Origin of the sequence: Paraburkholderia sp. 35.1 (genome assembly GCF_050436525.1) — a bacterium.
Lineage (GTDB): Bacteria > Pseudomonadota > Gammaproteobacteria > Burkholderiales > Burkholderiaceae > Paraburkholderia > Paraburkholderia tuberum.
Genome location: NZ_JBNDMJ010000002.1, coordinates 323027 through 339261, shown reverse-complemented (window position 1 = coordinate 339261; position 16235 = coordinate 323027). Strand labels below are relative to the sequence as shown.

15 protein-coding genes and 3 pseudogenes are annotated in these 16235 nt (G+C 61.2%); 11 read left to right on the top strand and 7 right to left on the bottom strand.

Going from position 1 to position 16235, the window contains the following annotated elements; translation table 11 throughout:
• Positions 1-2 precede the first annotated feature (2 nt).
• Together OKW27_RS07425 and OKW27_RS07420 are read left to right on the top strand one after the other, a co-directional pair.
• Entirely contained in the window at positions 3-1433 is a 1431-nt protein-coding gene (locus OKW27_RS07425) for a cytochrome c (RefSeq protein ID WP_429333067.1), read from the top strand.
• Positions 1434-1621: 188 nt separating this feature from the next.
• Positions 1622-2359: a metallophosphoesterase gene (locus OKW27_RS07420; protein ID WP_409259238.1), complete on the top strand. Its 738-nt coding sequence runs from the start codon at positions 1622-1624 to the stop codon at positions 2357-2359.
• Positions 2360-2396: 37 nt separating this feature from the next.
• Here the strand turns inward: OKW27_RS07420 and OKW27_RS07415 are convergent, their stop codons facing one another.
• Positions 2397-3098 (bottom strand): RES family NAD+ phosphorylase, encoded by a 702-nt coding sequence (locus OKW27_RS07415; RefSeq protein WP_429333066.1) that lies wholly within the window; start codon positions 3096-3098, stop codon positions 2397-2399.
• Complete coding sequence (locus OKW27_RS07410) at positions 3095-3457, bottom strand: MbcA/ParS/Xre antitoxin family protein (RefSeq protein WP_018424156.1); 363 nt, start codon at positions 3455-3457, stop codon at positions 3095-3097. Before OKW27_RS07410 ends, OKW27_RS07415 begins: the two co-directional genes overlap by 4 nt.
• Positions 3458-3644: 187 nt before the next feature.
• Here OKW27_RS07410 and OKW27_RS07405 point away from each other — a divergent pair, with 187 nt between their 5' ends.
• Positions 3645-4319, top strand: coding sequence for a hypothetical protein (locus OKW27_RS07405; RefSeq protein ID WP_429333065.1), 675 nt, complete (start codon positions 3645-3647; stop codon positions 4317-4319).
• 44 nt (positions 4320-4363) lie between these two features.
• Here the strand turns inward: OKW27_RS07405 and OKW27_RS07400 are convergent, their stop codons facing one another.
• Entirely contained in the window at positions 4364-5215 is an 852-nt protein-coding gene (locus OKW27_RS07400; protein WP_090808355.1) for a LysR family transcriptional regulator, read from the bottom strand.
• Positions 5216-5314: 99 nt separating this feature from the next.
• Here OKW27_RS07400 and OKW27_RS07395 point away from each other — a divergent pair, with 99 nt between their 5' ends.
• The gene (locus OKW27_RS07395; protein ID WP_429333064.1) at positions 5315-5704 is read left to right on the top strand and encodes a tautomerase family protein; all 390 of its coding nucleotides are present in this window, start codon (positions 5315-5317) and stop codon (positions 5702-5704) included.
• 423 nt (positions 5705-6127) lie between these two features.
• On the opposite strand, the pseudogene OKW27_RS07390 reads toward OKW27_RS07395, so the two are convergent.
• A pseudogene (locus OKW27_RS07390) lies at positions 6128-6397 on the bottom strand (transposase); the annotation flags it as partial.
• A gap of 113 nt (positions 6398-6510) precedes the next feature.
• Here OKW27_RS07390 and OKW27_RS07385 point away from each other — a divergent pair.
• Positions 6511-7530 carry an IS110 family transposase gene (locus tag OKW27_RS07385; protein ID WP_429332134.1) on the top strand — a complete coding sequence of 340 codons (1020 nt, stop codon included), beginning with the start codon at positions 6511-6513 and terminating at the stop codon, positions 7528-7530.
• Between the two features lie 275 nt (positions 7531-7805).
• On the opposite strand, the pseudogene OKW27_RS07380 reads toward OKW27_RS07385, so the two are convergent.
• The 3 genes and pseudogenes from OKW27_RS07380 to OKW27_RS07370 form a co-directional block, all read right to left on the bottom strand.
• Positions 7806-8717, bottom strand: a pseudogene (locus tag OKW27_RS07380) (IS91 family transposase); the annotation flags it as partial.
• 23 nt (positions 8718-8740) lie between these two features.
• Positions 8741-9616 carry a tyrosine-type recombinase/integrase gene (locus tag OKW27_RS07375; protein ID WP_429333063.1) on the bottom strand — a complete coding sequence of 292 codons (876 nt, stop codon included), beginning with the start codon at positions 9614-9616 and terminating at the stop codon, positions 8741-8743.
• A 175-nt stretch (positions 9617-9791) separates the two neighbouring features.
• Positions 9792-9998 carry a hypothetical protein gene (locus tag OKW27_RS07370; RefSeq protein ID WP_429333062.1) on the bottom strand — a complete coding sequence of 69 codons (207 nt, stop codon included), beginning with the start codon at positions 9996-9998 and terminating at the stop codon, positions 9792-9794.
• 74 nt (positions 9999-10072) lie between these two features.
• Here OKW27_RS07370 and OKW27_RS07365 point away from each other — a divergent pair, with 74 nt between their 5' ends.
• From OKW27_RS07365 to OKW27_RS07340, 6 genes and pseudogenes are all read left to right on the top strand, one after another.
• Positions 10073-12559, top strand: coding sequence for an SIR2 family protein (locus OKW27_RS07365; RefSeq protein WP_429333061.1), 2487 nt, complete (start codon positions 10073-10075; stop codon positions 12557-12559).
• A 639-nt stretch (positions 12560-13198) separates the two neighbouring features.
• Complete coding sequence (locus tag OKW27_RS07360; RefSeq protein WP_018424160.1) at positions 13199-13531, top strand: ArsR/SmtB family transcription factor; 333 nt, start codon at positions 13199-13201, stop codon at positions 13529-13531.
• Entirely contained in the window at positions 13528-13995 is a 468-nt protein-coding gene (locus tag OKW27_RS07355; RefSeq protein ID WP_090808359.1) for an ArsI/CadI family heavy metal resistance metalloenzyme, read from the top strand. Before OKW27_RS07360 ends, OKW27_RS07355 begins: the two co-directional genes overlap by 4 nt.
• Positions 13992-14513 (top strand): arsenate reductase ArsC, encoded by a 522-nt coding sequence (locus tag OKW27_RS07350; RefSeq protein WP_429333060.1) that lies wholly within the window; start codon positions 13992-13994, stop codon positions 14511-14513. The genes OKW27_RS07355 and OKW27_RS07350 overlap by 4 nt, the downstream gene beginning before the upstream one ends.
• Entirely contained in the window at positions 14500-15597 is a 1098-nt protein-coding gene (gene arsB, locus OKW27_RS07345) for an ACR3 family arsenite efflux transporter (RefSeq protein WP_429333059.1), read from the top strand. The genes OKW27_RS07350 and arsB overlap by 14 nt, the downstream gene beginning before the upstream one ends.
• Positions 15594-16016 (top strand): annotated as a pseudogene (locus tag OKW27_RS07340) (NAD(P)H-dependent oxidoreductase); the annotation flags it as partial. The gene arsB and the pseudogene OKW27_RS07340, both read left to right, overlap by 4 nt.
• Between the last annotated feature and the right edge of the window lie 219 nt (positions 16017-16235).

Genomic DNA, 16235 nt, shown 5'->3' with positions numbered 1-16235 from the left:
CAATGACGAAGAAAACCTGTCGCGCGCAGCCGGACCCTGTGCCGATGCACATCAACCAGCGCCGCCGCTTCGGCGGCGCGGCGCTAGCGGCCGCGTTTTCGCTGCTTGCGCTGTCGATAGCGTGGCACGAGTCGCACGGCCCGGACGCAGACTCGACCGACGAAATGCCGATCACCCAGGCGCGCGCCGACGACGCGGCGCAGGCTGCGGTCGGCGGCCCGGCCATGCTCGCCGGCAAGGCCGCGAATGGCGAACTCGTGAAGCGCGGCCAATACCTGACCCGTGCTGCCGATTGCGCGGCCTGCCATACGGCGGACAAGTCGCGCCCATTCGCGGGCGGCCTGCCGATCAGCACACCGTTCGGCACGATCGTGACGCCGAACATCACGCCCGATCCCGACACCGGCATCGGCCAATGGAGCGACGCCGATTTCATGCGCGCGATGCACGAAGGCATCGGCAAAGGCGGCGAGCGGCTCTATCCGGCGTTCCCATACACCGCCTACACACGCGTGACCGAACAGGACGTGCTCGCGATTCGCGCGTATCTGAACACGCTCGCGCCGATTCACTACACGCCGCCCTCGAACAGCCTCAAGTTCCCGTTCAATCAGCGCTGGCTAATGGTGTTCTGGAACCTGTTCAACTTCACCGAGGGGCGCTTCGTGCCGGACCCGAAACAGAGCCCCGAATGGAATCGAGGCGCGTATCTGGTCGAAGGGCTCGCGCATTGCGAGGAATGCCATACACCGCGCAATTTCATGCAGGGGCTGAAGTCGAGCGCGCGTTTCTCCGGTGCGGTGCAGGCCGGCTGGCATGCGTTCAATATCACGCCGGACAAGCTGAGCGGCGTCGGCGACTGGCGCGACGACGAACTCACGGCGTATCTGTCGACCGGCGCGGCGCCGAGCCGCGCAAACGCGGCCGGCCCGATGGGCGAAGTGGTCGCGAACAGCACACAGTATCTGACGCCGGTGGATCTGCGCTCGATCGTCGTGTTCTTGCGCTCGGTGCCGGCCGTGAGCGGCGGCGACGCGCGTCCCCGTCATCAATGGGGCAAGCCGGCCAGCGACGTCACCGCCATGCGCGGCACCGCGATCAAGGGCGTGAACGGCGCGCAGCTGTTCGTCGCCAATTGCGCGACCTGTCATGGCTGGACTGGGCAGGGCGTGGGCGCGAGCGCGCCGGGCGCGTATCCGTCGCTGATCCACAACTCGACGGTCGGCGCGGACGACGCGAACAATCTCGCGTTGGTCATTCTGCACGGCGTGAATCGCACGACCGCGCACGCGGACGTGCTGATGCCCGGGTTCGGCGGCCATCTCGACGACGAGCAGATCGCGGCGATCACCAACTACGTGACGAAACAGTTCGGCAATCCGCAGGCGACGATCGCGGCCGACCAGGTGGCGAAGCTGCGCACGCTGCAATAACGCGCGGGACGACTCGGGCGCGCGCCAGGAGTGACTCGCGCAAACGTGCATTTCCGGTAACGCATACCGCAAATGTGGCGTTTCAGCGTCATTTTTGCGTCGTTCGATGTCTTTCTTGCTCGATGAAGCGTGCGGATACGATAGGCACCCCGCATACGCGGGCGCGTCGGCCGCATTATCATGGTGGAATGAATTCCACCCCCGCCAACTTCGTTCAGCATCACGACGCCAACGAGGCCGGCCGCGATTTCGTGGTCGGCGATCTGCACGGCTGCGTCGACGCTTTGCGCTACCTGCTGCGTCAGATCGCGTTCGATCCGACGTGCGACCGGCTGTTTTCGGTCGGCGATCTGGTCGATCGGGGCGAGCACTCGGAGCAGGCGCTCGCGCTGCTCGAGAAGCCGTGGTTCCATGCGGTGCTCGGCAATCACGAGGACGCGCTGTGCGCGGTCGCCGACGGCCGCTTGCGGCGGCAGTGGTGGTACGGCATCGGCGGCGCGTGGGCGGCCGACGTGCCCGACGAGCGTCTGCGCTATTACGCCGAGCATCTGCGCACGCTGCCGCTCGTGCGCGTGATCGGCAGCGGCAAGGCGCGCTTCAACGTTCTGCACGCCGAATTTTTCGGCTCCGACGCCGAGCTCGACGCGGGCAATTATTCGGCCGAAACGCGCCAGCAATTGCTGTGGGGTCGCGAGCTCGCGCTGGGCAACGGCGATCCGCTGCGGCAGCGCGGGCTGTCGCTGACCTATTGCGGCCATACGCCGGTGCGCGACATCACGCAGATCGGCTCGCAAGTGTTCATCGATACGGGCGCGTTCGGGCCGGACGGCACGTTGACGATCGTGCAGCCGCAGGCGTTGCGTCGTTGGTCGATCTCGGTCGAGGCCGCGCGCGCGGAAGGGGCGGCGGAATTGGCCTTGCCCTGAACGGCTGAAGTCCCCGCGCTGCTTCGCCGCTCTTCTGTCACCCGACCTGATTCAACTCGAACACCATATCGACGCTCCTGCCGTTCCAGTTGTATTCGAGGTATGCCGCGTGATGGCAGTCGCGCAGCAGCATCGTGCGGAATGCCGCGAGGCATTCGCCAGCGCTGTCGCGCACCGACGGATACACGATGCCCGGCGCGCCCGCCGCGCGTACCGCGCGCCCGAGCGCCTGTCCGGGAAGGTAGTCGTCGGGCGACAGCACGGCGGGATCGAACTCGGGGTCGCGACGCAAGTCGACCACGCTGCCTTGTGCGACTACCGTGTAGAGACGCATCTGTTGACGCATCGGCGGCTCGGCGGTCGCCTGGAGAAACTGACCCGTGTGATAGCGTGTTTCCGCGATCGCAGTCGCGCGTGAACGCGCGCAATAGAACACGCCGTAGGTGCCGTCGGAAAAGCGGCTGCCGAGCGGATTCAGATGCGTGAGCGCGGCCATGATCGGCCCGTAGCCGGGCCCGAAACGGCGCTCCTCGCGCGGCACCAGATCGAGTTCGCCGATTTCGGTGCGCAGACGGTCGTTGGTCATCGCTTCGAGCGCGTACAGCGCGTCGAAATCCTCCGGCGATGCGACCCGATCGAACAGGTTGATGGCCGGAAAGCGCGTCGGAATCACGCGATACGCGGGCGACCAGTTGAGCGCGGTGCTGGTCCAGCGGTCCTGCCATTGCGGTTGCGTCACGCCCAGCCGCCTCGCATTGCGTCGAGATACTGGCGCACGGCCACGAGATCGCTGATGTTGCCCGCCAGCATGCGGTCCAGCGCGCGTTTGCCGCCGAACGGCGGCGCGCTGTTGGGACGTTTGACCCAGGTGTCGGCGGCGCTCGGCTGCGGCAGCAGAATCTGCAGCGCCTTGTAGATGCCGAGCAGCAGCGACAGTCGCTCCAGCGTGTCGTGGCTGAGCCGCGCGGTCTCGGGCGTCGCCCTCCACTTGAAGAACGTCGAGCGGCCCGGCTTGCCGAGCAGCACGATCTGCTCGTCGGCGCTCAGGTCCCAGTCGCGCGCGATGTTGAAGAACGCACGCAGACCGGCCGCGGACATCTGCGTCAGCGTGGGTTCCGAAAGCGATCGTCGCGGCGATGCCTCGGGCGAGGAAATTCGGGCAGCGTGAGTCATTGCGGGTAGGTCCCTATGTGTACTTTTTAATGATATTAGTCCAAAAGTGGATTTTAGCAAGAGAATATAATCCCGGCTCGTTTTGGCAGTCGTCGATCAGGAGAAGCAGCAGATGCGGGTTCGAGCAGTAGCAGCGGCGCTGGCCGTGTGGTGTGTGTCGGAGGTGGCGTTGGCTGCCGGTTATGGGGAAGTGTGGAATCCGCCGGAGGCGAGCGGGCATATCGCGAGCGGACACGTTACCCGGCAGGCGCATGCGCGGAAAAAACCCGAGGCGGTGAAAGTGAAGGCGGGCGCCAAGGGCGGAATCAAGACCAAAGCTGGTGCGCATGCGCGGCAGACGGCGAGCGCCCGGCACGCGGCAACCCATGTCGCGTCGGCCGGCGCGGCCCACGGCGGCAAACTCGCGGCGCATGGGAACGGCGTCAAACGTCTCGTGGCGGGCGGGAACGTGAAAGGCGGTACGAAAGTCGCGGCGTCGGGCCCGAACCGGTCGCACGCCACCGTGACCGCGCAGACCGCGAAGCACGCGCAGCCACATGTGCAACTGGCGCACGCGAAGCCGGCTCAGGGCAAGGTCGTGCACGCCGATTTCGCGGCGGCTCACACCGCGCGTCCGCATGTGGACAAGGTCGCGGCGAAGCCCGCGATTTCCCGTGCGAATCTGATCAAACCGGCCGTGCGGACTTCGTCGGACGCATCCGCAAACGTTAGCGACATCGCGCCGATGGGCTCCGTGCCCAATCCGGCGACCGCCAGCAGCGGTTCGCTGCCGCCGATCATCCACTAAGGCTGCTTCGAGCGGCGCGGCGCGGTGTGGCATCGGTCGTGGCGTCACGCCGTGGCGAGGCCGTTTGCAAGCAGCCGCAGCGTTTCCGCCGAGCGGGCCTCGCGCACGCGCGAATGCAGCGTCACACGCGATTCCGGCAGCGCCGGCAGGCTGAGCCGCGCGCCGACGTCGATCAGACCGCGCGGCGCAACCCGACGCGCGAGCGGCGACACGGCGAGCCCAGCGGCCACAGCCGCGCCCACTGCCGCGACGCCACCACCCACAAACACCTCCTGCCAGGCGATCCCCGCCGCCGTCAGCGTGTGCAACGCGACCTCACGCACGTTGCACGGCGGGCTCAATAGCGCGAGCGCTAGCGGCTCACCGACTCGCGGCAGCCATGTCGGCGTCGCGAGCCAACCGAGCGGTTCGCTGAACAGCGTCTGCGCGTCATCGCGCGGCGGTTCGTCGGCGCCGTAGCGGACGATCGCCGCATCGAGCCGGCGTTCGTCGAACTGCGCGAGCAACGCCGCCGATGTGCCCATATGCAACTCGACCACGAGGCCCGGATCGTGTGCGTTGAGCCGGCCGAGCAGGTGCGGCAGATCGGAGCCCGCAACGTGCTCGCTGAGCCCGAGCACGAGCCGTCGCCGCTCCACCGATAGCGCGCCGAGCGCGCGCTCGTGCGCGTTCAGCAACTCGCGCGCGGCGCCGAGAAACGCGTGGCCGTCGGGGGACAGACGCACGATGCGCGGCGTGCGCTCCAGCAACTGCTTGCCTAGGTGCGCCTCCAGTCGCTTCAGCTTCAGGCTGACGGCCGATTGCGTGGTGTCGAGCGCGTCCGCGGCGCGCGTGAAGCTGCGCAGATCGGCGACCAGCACGAAGGCGCGCACCGCATCGAGATCGAGGACTTTCATTTCGGATGGAAATGGATGAAATAGACAGAGATATCTGTTTATTATGACCGAGCGCGCCTAAGCTGTGTTCAACCCAACACCGCAAACAAGGAGCCCATCATGCCGCTCACCCGGATCTCACTGCGCGCCGGCAAGCCGGCCGATTACCGCCAGGCGCTGAGCGCCGGCATCCAGCGCTCGCTGGTGGACACGTTCAACGTGCCGAAGGACGACATGTTCATGCTGATCACCGAGCACACGCCCGACAACATGATCTATGACCGGCAGTACCAGAATATCGAGCGCGGCGACGATCTCGTCGTGATCCAGCTGACCGTTAGCAACACGCGCTCGGTCGAGGAGAAGAAGGCGCTGTACCGGCGCATCGTCGATGAACTCGGGAAGTCGCCGGGCGTGCGGCCCGAGGATGTGTTCATCAATCTCGTCGAGGTCGAGAAGGAGAACTGGTCGTTTGGGAATGGTCTTTGCCAGTACTGCTCTCAGTTGTAGCCACGCGGGCGGCGGCAACGGCAACCCACTTCTGCCGTTGGAGACTCACGAGATGAACGGCAGCGTTTGTTTAGGTTTGTAGTATGCCTGCCCTTGACCGTGCACATGGGCGCGCGCCACAGGAGCATGCGGGCAGGCGTCGTACAAACCCCGATGGAGGAAACCGCGGAGTGTCCCGGTGCGGCCGGAACCTGTATCGCTATGGGGATTGGAGCGGTCGCACGTGACGTCGGAATGACGGTGAGGTCAGGTGAACCGGGTTGATGTCGAGAGGATGCACGTTGGCGAAGGGGGCCGGCTGGTGTTTCTGGCGGTGCGCGGAGCGCGAAACCGCGCGATCCGGGCGAGGGGCGCAACCGTCCGCTATCGGGTCCCGTTGCCGGAGAGCCGACGGTCGGTCTGGACGTCTCGAAACACTCACACTCATGCTGCGGCTCGCTGTGCGGGCGGTGCGCGGATCGGTGCGCTGCGCTGCAGGATGTCGATGATGACCATCGGCGCGCCGCAGTGCCGGCAGATGAAGCGCGGCGGGAGATTGCCAGGTGGTGCATTGGCAGCGGCGGCCTGCGCGCCGGTGGCCGTGACATGCAGCAGCCCGCGTATCTTCGCGAGATTGTGCCGCCGCACGGGATTGGCGAGCAGGCCATAGTGGCGGATGCGGTGGAAGCCGCTGGGCAGTACACGTAGCAGGAAATGAAATGAACGCGTCCCACCCGAGTATATGAGCGCAAAGGAAGCTGGATCCTCACAGGCCGATGTGCCTACGTGGAAAATACGAAGTTTCCAGGCAAACCGGAGGATCCGTCGTGAAGCTTACGCCAGTTGGGATTGACATTGCGAAGTCGGTGTTTCAGGTCCACTACGTCGATCAGGAAACCGGAGAAATCGTGAACAAGCCGATCAAGCGGGCAAAGTTTCTCGAGTACTTCGCGAACCGGGCTCCGTGCCTGATCGGCATGGAGGCGTGCGGCGGATCGCACCACTGGGCCCGGCAACTTACGAACATGGGTCACGTGGTAAAGCTGATGCCGGCGAAGTTTGTGAAGGCGTTCAACATCCGCAACAAGAACGATGCGGCAGACGCCCGTGCAATCTGGATGGCTGTGCAGCAACCCGGCAAGGCCGTCGCGGTGAAGACCGAGATACAGCAGGCGATGCTGGCGCTACACCGTATGCGGCAGCAGCTGATCAAATTTCGCACGATGCAGATCAACAACCTGCGTGGACTGCTGATGGAATATGGAGAGATCATGAGCAAGGGCCGGAACAAGCTGAACAAAGAGATACCGGTCGTGCTCGAACGGATCGCGGAGCGCCTGCCTGCCGTGCTGATCGATACGTTTCGCGAGCAGTGGAATGGACTGGCGAAGCTGGACGAACAGGTTGCCGAGATCGAGCGCCGGATGCGCGAGTGGAAGAAGGACGACAAGGCGGTGAAAGCGGTTAGCGAAATTTGCGGCGTCGGGCTGCTGACGGCAACGGCAGCCGTCTCAATGATGGGTGATCCGAAAGCATTCAGTTCGGGGCGGGAGTTTGCCGCATGGGTTGGCATCGTGCCGAAGCAGACCGGCTCGGGCGGAAAAGTGAACCTGCACGGGATCAGCAAGAGAGGCGACACCTATTTACGGACACTGCTGATCCACGGCGCGCGTAGCGTAATAGAGCACGCAAAGGAGCCCGGCGAGTGGGTCGAGCAGATGATGAAGCGGCGACCAAAGAATGTGGTGGTCGTTGCATTGGCGAACAAGATGGCGCGGACGATCTGGGCTGTGCTGGCCCATGACCAGCCGTACCAGAAGGCCTACGTGAGCGTGAAGCCCGTCTGAATGGTTCACGCGAAGCAGAAGATCAACGGTTAACACAGGGTGAACGTCGAAAGGTTGCGCAGCAATCGAGTGTGATGACAAACCAGGTAGGACCGGGACTCGCTAAACCTGAATGCGCCGTCGAGCTTCGAGCTCGCGCAGGAAATGAGGTGCGAGTCAGCGTATTTCATAGAGGCCCGCAGCAGCAATACCGGCTGCAACAAGGCCGGATATAAAGCTGCAGCCCATCCTGTCTGTCTGAACACACGAAAACTGTTGCAAACGGGACGCGTTCATATAAAGCGACGCATGAACTCGTGAGGGCCCAGGGTCATGGTCTTGTAGCGGGTGCGCCCCTTCGCGCGATAGTCCTTCCAGCGGAAGGTGACCCCGCGCTCGTCGAGCGCAACGAGCCGCTGGTTGGAGATGGCCACGCGATGCGTGTAGCGGGACAGGTAGGCGAGCACCGCCTCGGGTCCCGCGAACGGCCGCTTCGCATACACGACCCATTCACAGGCGCGTAGCGGCGCGAGCCACTGGGCGAAGACCGCAGGATCGGCGAGCGCGGCGTACTCGCCGAAGAACCGCAACTGGCCACGACGATGCACTGCTGCGAGTTCTTCCAGGAAACGGCGCCGGAACAGTCGCGAGAGCACACGCACCGGCAGGAAGAAACCGGGCCGGCAGGCGACCCATCGCTCACCGTCGGGTGACAGGCCTCCACCGGGGACGATGCCGTGGATGTGGGGATGGTGTGTGAGTGACGAGCCCCACGTATGGAGCACCAGGGTCGCGCCAATCTGCGCGCCCAGATGCTTCGGATCGGCGGCGATGGTACGCAGGGTCTCGGCGGCAACATCGAACAGCAGGCCGTAGAGTACCGCCTTGTTGTACCAGGCGATCGCGCTGATCGTGGCGGGCAGCGTGAAGACCACGTGGTAATACCCGATGGGCAGCAGGTCGGCCTGACGTGCCTCGAGCCACCGGTGTGCGGCGCTCGCCTGGCACTTTGGGCAATGCCGGTTGCGACACGAGTCATAGGAGATCTCCAGCTTTGCGCAGCCGGAACAGCGCAACACATGTCCACCCAGCGCCGCGGTGCGGCACTGTTCGATGGCCGACATGACCTTCAGCTGTCCCAGGCTCAGCCGTACAGTCTGTCGCCACGCTGGCCCGTGGACGCGGAAGATGTCCGCGACCTCGAGCACGGGACGCTCCGCGCGGTGCTGGCCTACCCGGCAGGCAGGCGGTCCAGCGGGCTGATCACCTTGCGCAGCAGGTCGGTGGCCACCTGGGTATAGAGTGAGGTGGTCTCGAGCTGCCGGTGCCCGAGCAGGACCTGGATCACGCGGATATCCTCCTTCTGTTCCAGCAGGTGAGTCGCAAAGCTGTGACGCAGCGTGTGCATGGACACGCGCTTGTCGATGTTCGCGGCCTCGGCGGCGGCATGGATGGCGCGGTTCAGTTGCCTCGGGGTCAGCGGGTCGACGGGATCCATCCCCGGGAACAGCCATCCGCCCTTGAGCATGCGACCCTGCGCGTGGGCCACGCGCCACCAGACACGCAGGCGTTCGAGCAGGACCGGCGAGAGCATCGCGTAGCGGTCCCGGCGGCCCTTGCCCTGCTCGATACGCAGCGTCATGCGCTGGCTGTCAACGTCTCCGACCTTCAGTGCCACCACTTCGCTGGCACGCAGCCCGGCACCGTAGGCGACTGACAGCGCCGTCTGATGCTTCAGGTTGCCGGCGGCGGCGATCAGCCGGGCCACTTCGTCAGGGCTGAGCACGACCGGTAGCGTGCGGGGCACGCGCACCGGCTGCATCCTCGCCATCAGTTGGGGCTGGTTGAGCGTGATGTCGAAGAAGAACTTCAGTCCGGTGATGGCGGCATTCAGCGACACGGGCGAGATGCCGTGGTCGACCAGATGCAGTTGGTAGCGCCGCAGGTCCTCGACGGTGGCGGTGCCGGGCGGGCGCCCGAGGAACGCGGCGAACTGAAGGACCACGCGGACATAACCGGCTTGCGTCTTCGGTGCGAGCTTGCGCATGCGCATGTCGTCGATCATGCGCTGGCGCAGCGGACTGATATCCTGGCTGGTGTGAGTCATGGCTCTGCTCCCGTTGAACGACGAGGCGGATTGCCTCGCCCTTCAACATGAAAACAGAGTCGGTTTCCTCTCCGGGACCACTAACGTTGGCCGGAGCCCCTTACCGCGCGAGCGGTTTCGTCCGCCGATGCCTAACGGACATTTGAGCAATCGCAGGCGTTGGTGCTTGCTCGGGCTACAAACCATCACGCAGACGTGTACGGACCATCTTGCGCGTCGCCTTCTCCCGGCATGCACGGATCTCCCAACTTAAAAATTGCCATACGCGACCGTGCAGGAGAATTGGTGGCATCCACAGCGTCAGAACTTCGCTCTTGGCATAGCTCTGGAATTCCCATGCTACGATCTCAAAAGCATCGTTCTCACGTTGCAACAAAATCATAGAACACACCGATCATTACGCTAGGGCCGTTCTAGCTCCCAGAATGCGCGAACGCCCTGGCAGAGAACAGCAAAATGAACGAAGACATAAAGGCTGCGCTGACAACAGGCCGACTCACACTGTTCCTTGGGGCAGGTGCTTCGAAGAGTTGCAAATCCCGGACTGGCGCCCCCCTCTTAGACGGCGTACAACTCGCGGAGGCTCTGGCCGCAGAGGCTGCCTTGCCGTACGAACAAGAAAGTTTGTCAGTCGTTTATTCTGCAGCTAGATCAAAATTGCAGTCTAGGCTAGATACTTTTTTGGAAAGCAAATTTCGGCACGCCCGTCCTTCCCCAGAGTATCTGGCTCTTGCCGAGTTCGCTTGGCGACGCATCTACACGCTGAACATTGACGATGCTTTGGACAAAGCATTGGCGCAGCGCTCAAAGCAGAACGTTGAGACGTTCATTGCAAGCGATAGCATCAAGAATCAGGATCAAGTTTTTGAACGCTTGGACTATATTAAGCTAAATGGATCGATTGACAGACTGAGCGATGGAATAATATTTTCCTCGGCGGAATACGCTAAAGCTACCGGCAAGGCACTGCCGTGGTATGAGCAGACCGCGTCAGATTTTGTGGAAAATCCTTTTCTATTCGTGGGAACGAAACTTGACGAACCGTTACTCAAGTTCCATATCGAGAGGTATAAAGAAATCAATGGAAAGAAAAACGGAGTAAGTTTTGCCCTGACGCCGAGTGTGTCGGAGATTCAAAGAATAGATTTAGCCTCTTATAATATTTTTCATATTAGTGGAACCCTACTGGATTTTACAAATTGGCTAAACTCAAACTTCAAAAAACCCATCTTAGCCTGGGATCTTGCTACGGAGAGCATCCCACAGCTCGCTGTGCTCAAGAGCGATGCAGCGAAGGCGCCCGGATATGCCGCCTTGTTTGAAAATGTCACGTTGGTTAGACCTGATTTCTTGCCGCGCGAAACGACTAACGTTTCAGACGGGCAAATTCGCGACTTTTACAAAGGATTTTATCCCACGTGGGATGACATTTTGAATCAGGTTCCAGCGGAATTGGACGTCCTGCAAGCTATCCTGTCTGCACTTGATAATCTGACTCCAAGTGCCTGCATCCTTCCGATAGTAGGGCCGGCTGGGTCAGGAAAGTCTACCGCGTTGATGCAAGTCGCCCTCCGCTTATCCGTTAGGCTCGATCAAGCCGTCTATCATATAGCTGAACCTGTAGATGACCTTCTCGGAACACTAAAGGCGATTGAAGAAGCGTGCACTGATAACATCAAGAGAATTTATGTCGCGATCGACAACCTCGATGCATTCTCCGATGATTTAGTCGTTGCGCTTTCACACCGACAAGTCTCGCGCATCTACGTTATTGGCGCAGAGCGAGAGAATGTTTGGGCAAGAAAGACCAAAAGCAAGCTTCGTCGGTTTGCGGCCAAGGAAGTTGTCATCAGCGAATTTTCTCATGGAGATGCAATCAAGCTGCTAGAAAAAATTCAAGAGTATGGATCTTGGACAAGACTTGGCAAACTGACGCCGGAGGCTCGAATTGACGAACTTATGATTCGTTCGCGGAAACAGCTACTCATCGCTTTGTGGGAAGCGACTGCTGGAATAGGATATGAAAAAATAATCCAGAAAGACTACAGATCCTTGCACACCGATAATGATCGAATATTTATGTTAATAATCGGACTCGCGACGGTTAACAGGGCTTTCGTGCCAACTGAATTACTTAATCGCACGCTCATACAACTGGGGCTGCTACGACAGGCACCTTCGCTCTTAGAAAATCTTGCCGGAATTGTGCGCGCCGAAGGCGGAAAGTACTCGGTTCGGCATCCGATTTATGCTCGCTATTTGATGGACAAGATTGTAGATCCAATACTTACTGAGCGCGCGGTAAGAGCTTTGCTGGGGGCGTTCTCGATCTACCCCGCGCCTGTGATTCAGCACATCAGCAAAAAAGAGGCTCGGATTTACAAAGGCATTATTAATCATAATTTCCTTCGAAACGTGCTCCACGGGAAAAAGAAGGTTATCTTGGGTCTTTATCAATCTCTTGAAAAGAAATTTGAGCGAGACGGAATGTTTTGGCTCCAATACGGCCTTTGCTACCGTGATTTTGGGGAGGACGATGAAGCCCTTGAAAAGCTGCGGGTCGCGTGCGAGGCGTATCGAATGCCGCACACAGAACATGCCTTCGCGCAACAGCTACTTATAATTGCGCCAAAATTGGATGACGAGATCATTGCATTTGAGTATCTAGGCAGTGCGCGGGCTATCTTGCTGCGATTAGATAGTTCAATCGATAGCGATGATCTATTTCCTATTTGTACATTGGCCGAGGGCGAAGTGAGGGTGGTGCATCGATTCCACGGTGATGGCGAAGCTCGCATGAAGGCAGCCGAATATGCCAAGGAACTCACCGCACGTTTGCGTCAGATGGATGGCGACCAATACCTGAACACGACGCGACAGCGCCTAACTAGTTTTGCATCGTCAGGTAAATGGGTCGAAAACTCGGCAAACTCCGAAAATTGAAAACGACACCACGCCTGTTCTTACGTCTTATACGACGTTTTGCAGAGCCCGGAGAGGTCACGAAATTTGGCGGCGGAGCCGTCTGGCGTGACGGCGTCTCGGGTCGAGATTGCGGGCACGCTAGCCAAATCTGGCACGACTCCAAGTTGCGGATTGCGCCCGGAGCAAGATGAGACAGTCAAGTAACGACGCCTAGTTGACCCCTATCTTCTGTCGAAGCGATGCTGCGATGAGTTGGCATCGCTCACTACCTCAAACAGTTGACGGCTGCCCGCAAACGTCGATGGCGCGAGTGCTGTGAGGCGTGCGCCAAGATCCGTTTTTCTGTGCGGATTGGACGTTCGAACGGCCAGCTGAAAGCGTGTGCAGGTGTCCGCATGTGGCCGGTGTCCAGACGCACGCCTTTCGACGGTGCGCCGCCGCCTGTCGCGCGCCTCAAGGATCCTGCCAAATCGTTGCTTGGCTTGCCTTTGAGCGGTTTTCACCGAATGTTATATTGCATATCCTTCGGCAATGGGATTGCGCAGTACGCAAGCCGTCCCGACTAGCGCCATGCGTCAACAAAGAGCGAACCACCGACCAAATTGCGACATTTCAACAAATATTAAAATATAACGGTGAGGCGGATATAGTGTCGTTATGGACACGATCAATGCCGTACGCGCGCTCGGCGCGCTCGCTCACGAATCCCGTCTCGCGATCTTTCGCCAGCTCGTCGTTGCCGGCCCCGAAGGCATGGCGGCTGGCGAAATAGCGCAGCAGTTAGGCATTTCGCCTTCCGGCCTTTCATTCCACCTGAAAGACCTGACACACGCCGGACTGGTGAGTCCGCGACAGGAAGGGCGCTTCGTCATCTACACCGCAAACTTCGACGCGATGACGTCGCTGATCGGCTTCCTCACAGAGAACTGCTGCTCCGGTGCATCGTGCGCCGCGAGCGACCTTTCCAACTGCTGTCGAGACGAAACATGAAACGCATGCACATTCACGTGGCTGTGGACAATCTTGCCGACAGCATCCGCTTCTACAGCGCGATGTTTGGCAACGTCGAGCCGACGGTCATCAAGAGCGATTACTGCAAGTGGGAGTTGAGCGACCCCGTCGTGAACTTCGCGATCTCGCAACGCGGGGCGAAACCTGGCGTCGATCACATTGGCATCCAGGTCGAAACCGATGAAGAACTGGCAGAGATGAACGCGCGCTTCGCCGCCGCTGAAGTTCCCGTGCAGCACCAGAGCGGCACGACATGCTGTTACGCGAAGTCGGACAAGGCGTGGACCGTCGATCCGCAAGGCGTGGCCTGGGAAACCTTTCTGACCCTCGAATCGGCTCCCATCTATGGGCAATCTCATACCCAGGCATTGGCAGCAAACGAATCCGCGGCAGCCTGCTGCGCTCCGTCCCAGACAAGCATTTCATTTCGGAGCCGCACGTGAGCGGCAAACCGTATTCCGTACTGGTTCTCTGCACCGGCAACAGCTCACGCAGCATCATGGCCGAGGCGCTGTTCAACGTGCTCGGCAAAGGACAGTTTCGCGCGTACAGCGCGGGCAGCCATCCATCCGGCGCAGTCAATCCGTTCGCGATCGAGAAATGCGCGGCACTGGGCTACGACACCGCCAGGATGCGCAGTAAGAGCTGGGACGAGTTCGCAACGCCCGACGCGCCGCAGATGGACTTCGTCATTACCGTATGCGATCAGGCCGCGGGCGAGGTCTGCCCGATCTGGCCCGGCAAGCCGATCAGCGCACACTGGGGCTTTGAAGATCCCGCAGCCTGCCAGGGAACCGACGACGAGAAGCGCGAAGTTTTCGACAACGTCTATCGACAGATCATGAATCGCGTGAGCCAATTCGTGAACCTGCCGCTGCACGCGCTCAACCACGACGCAATCCAGCGCGAATTGCGTGCCATTGGCGAGCGTCCGGCAGAGGAAACCAATGAGTCGCGCTGAGGCTCGTGCAGCTGCGCACCCGGCTATCGGCTTCTTCGAGCGCTATCTGACGGTGTGGGTCGCGCTGTGCATCGTGGCAGGCGTGATACTCGGCCAGTTGTTGCCGGGCGCATTTCAGGCGCTCGGGCGCATGGAAGTCGCGCACGTCAACCTGCCCGTCGGCGTGCTGATCTGGGTGATGATCATCCCGATGCTCATCAAGATCGACTTCTCGGCGATGAAGCAGGTCGGCAGCCAATGGCGCGGCATCGGCGTGACGCTCGCGGTCAACTGGCTCGTCAAACCGTTCTCGATGGCCGTGTTGGGCTGGGTGTTCATTCGTCACGTGTTCAGGCCGTGGCTGCCCGTCGAGCAACTCGACAGCTACCTCGCAGGTCTCATCCTGCTCGCCGCCGCGCCGTGCACGGCAATGGTCTTCGTGTGGTCGCAGCTGTGCAAGGGCGACCCGTATTTCACTCTGTCGCAGGTCGCGCTGAACGACTCGATCATGGTCGTGGCGTTCGCGCCACTCGTCGCGTTGCTGCTCGGGCTGTCCGCGATTACAGTGCCTTGGGACACACTGATCGCTTCGGTTGGCCTTTACATAGTGATCCCGGTCATCCTCGCGCAACTGCTGCGCCAACGCTTTCTTCGAAAGGGCGAAGAGCATTTCCGTAGCGTCGTTGCCCGTCTCGGTCCCTGGTCCATCTGCGCCTTGCTCGTGACGCTGGTCCTGCTGTTTGCGTTTCAGGGTCAGCAGATCGTTGAGCAGCCGCTGGTGATCGCGATGCTCGCCGTGCCAATCCTCATTCAGGTGTTTCTGAACTCGGGACTGGCCTACCTGCTCAACCGCCAGCTGGGCGTCGCACATTGCGTCGCTGGCCCGTCGAGTCTGATTGGCGCAAGCAACTTCTTCGAACTCGCCGTGGCCACGGCCATCAGCCTGTTCGGTTTTCATTCGGGTGCCGCACTGGCGACGGTGGTTGGGGTTCTGATCGAGGTCCCCGTGATGCTGCTCGTCGTGGGGGTCGTGAACCGTTCGCAAGCATGGTACGAATCAGGGCAGCGGAACGCCGCGCCCAACTTGGGGAGAAACGGATCGTGATGAGTGATCTGCCGAACGTCAGCCCTATTCACCTCGATATACCGGACGTGGACAAGCTGGCACCCGTGACCACTTCAACGCATCCGCCACGCATCCTGCTGCTTTACGGGTCGCTGCGAGCAACGTCGTATAGCCGGCTGCTGACGCTCGAAGCCGAGCGCATCCTCCGTCATTTCGGAGCGCAAACGCGGGTATTCGACCCGCACGGCCTGCCGCTCGCCGATAGCGTCCCGGCAGATCATCCGAAGGTCGTCGAACTGCGCAAGCTGTCCGAGTGGTCGGAGGGGCAGGTTTGGTGCAGCCCGGAACGCCACGGCAATCTCACGGCCGTATTCAAGAATCAGATCGACTGGCTGCCGCTCGAAAGCGCGGGAATACGGCCGACCCAAGGGCGCACGCTGGCTGTGATGCAGGTGTGCGCCCGGCCTTGACCAGCTCGACAATCTGCGCCCGAAATTCGGGAGGGTAAGGGTTGCGGTGCTTTCCCATGATGGACACCTCCTGTTCCAAAGGATAGGTGTCCACGAAAGCGGGTCAACTCCAGAAACCGGAAAACGACCACCCCGAGCAACACGACATACGCGAGCAGCGTCAGCCATCCTTGCCAGCGCACGGGAAGGCCCCAACCCCAGCCATAG

Coding starts and splice junctions, on each gene's coding strand:
- OKW27_RS07355 (WP_090808359.1), top strand. CDS start 13,528: ATGAAACGCATGCACATTCACGTGGCTGTGGACAATCTTGCCGACAGC.
- OKW27_RS07365 (WP_429333061.1), top strand. CDS start 10,073: ATGAACGAAGACATAAAGGCTGCGCTGACAACAGGCCGACTCACACTG.
- OKW27_RS07405 (WP_429333065.1), top strand. CDS start 3,645: ATGCGGGTTCGAGCAGTAGCAGCGGCGCTGGCCGTGTGGTGTGTGTCG.
- OKW27_RS07400 (WP_090808355.1), bottom strand. CDS start 5,215: ATGAAAGTCCTCGATCTCGATGCGGTGCGCGCCTTCGTGCTGGTCGCC.
- OKW27_RS07410 (WP_018424156.1), bottom strand. CDS start 3,457: ATGTCCGCGGCCGGTCTGCGTGCGTTCTTCAACATCGCGCGCGACTGG.
- OKW27_RS07395 (WP_429333064.1), top strand. CDS start 5,315: ATGCCGCTCACCCGGATCTCACTGCGCGCCGGCAAGCCGGCCGATTAC.
- OKW27_RS07420 (WP_409259238.1), top strand. CDS start 1,622: ATGAATTCCACCCCCGCCAACTTCGTTCAGCATCACGACGCCAACGAG.
- arsB (WP_429333059.1), top strand. CDS start 14,500: ATGAGTCGCGCTGAGGCTCGTGCAGCTGCGCACCCGGCTATCGGCTTC.
- OKW27_RS07375 (WP_429333063.1), bottom strand. CDS start 9,616: ATGACTCACACCAGCCAGGATATCAGTCCGCTGCGCCAGCGCATGATC.
- OKW27_RS07370 (WP_429333062.1), bottom strand. CDS start 9,998: ATGATTTTGTTGCAACGTGAGAACGATGCTTTTGAGATCGTAGCATGG.
- OKW27_RS07425 (WP_429333067.1), top strand. CDS start 3: ATGACGAAGAAAACCTGTCGCGCGCAGCCGGACCCTGTGCCGATGCAC.
- OKW27_RS07360 (WP_018424160.1), top strand. CDS start 13,199: ATGGACACGATCAATGCCGTACGCGCGCTCGGCGCGCTCGCTCACGAA.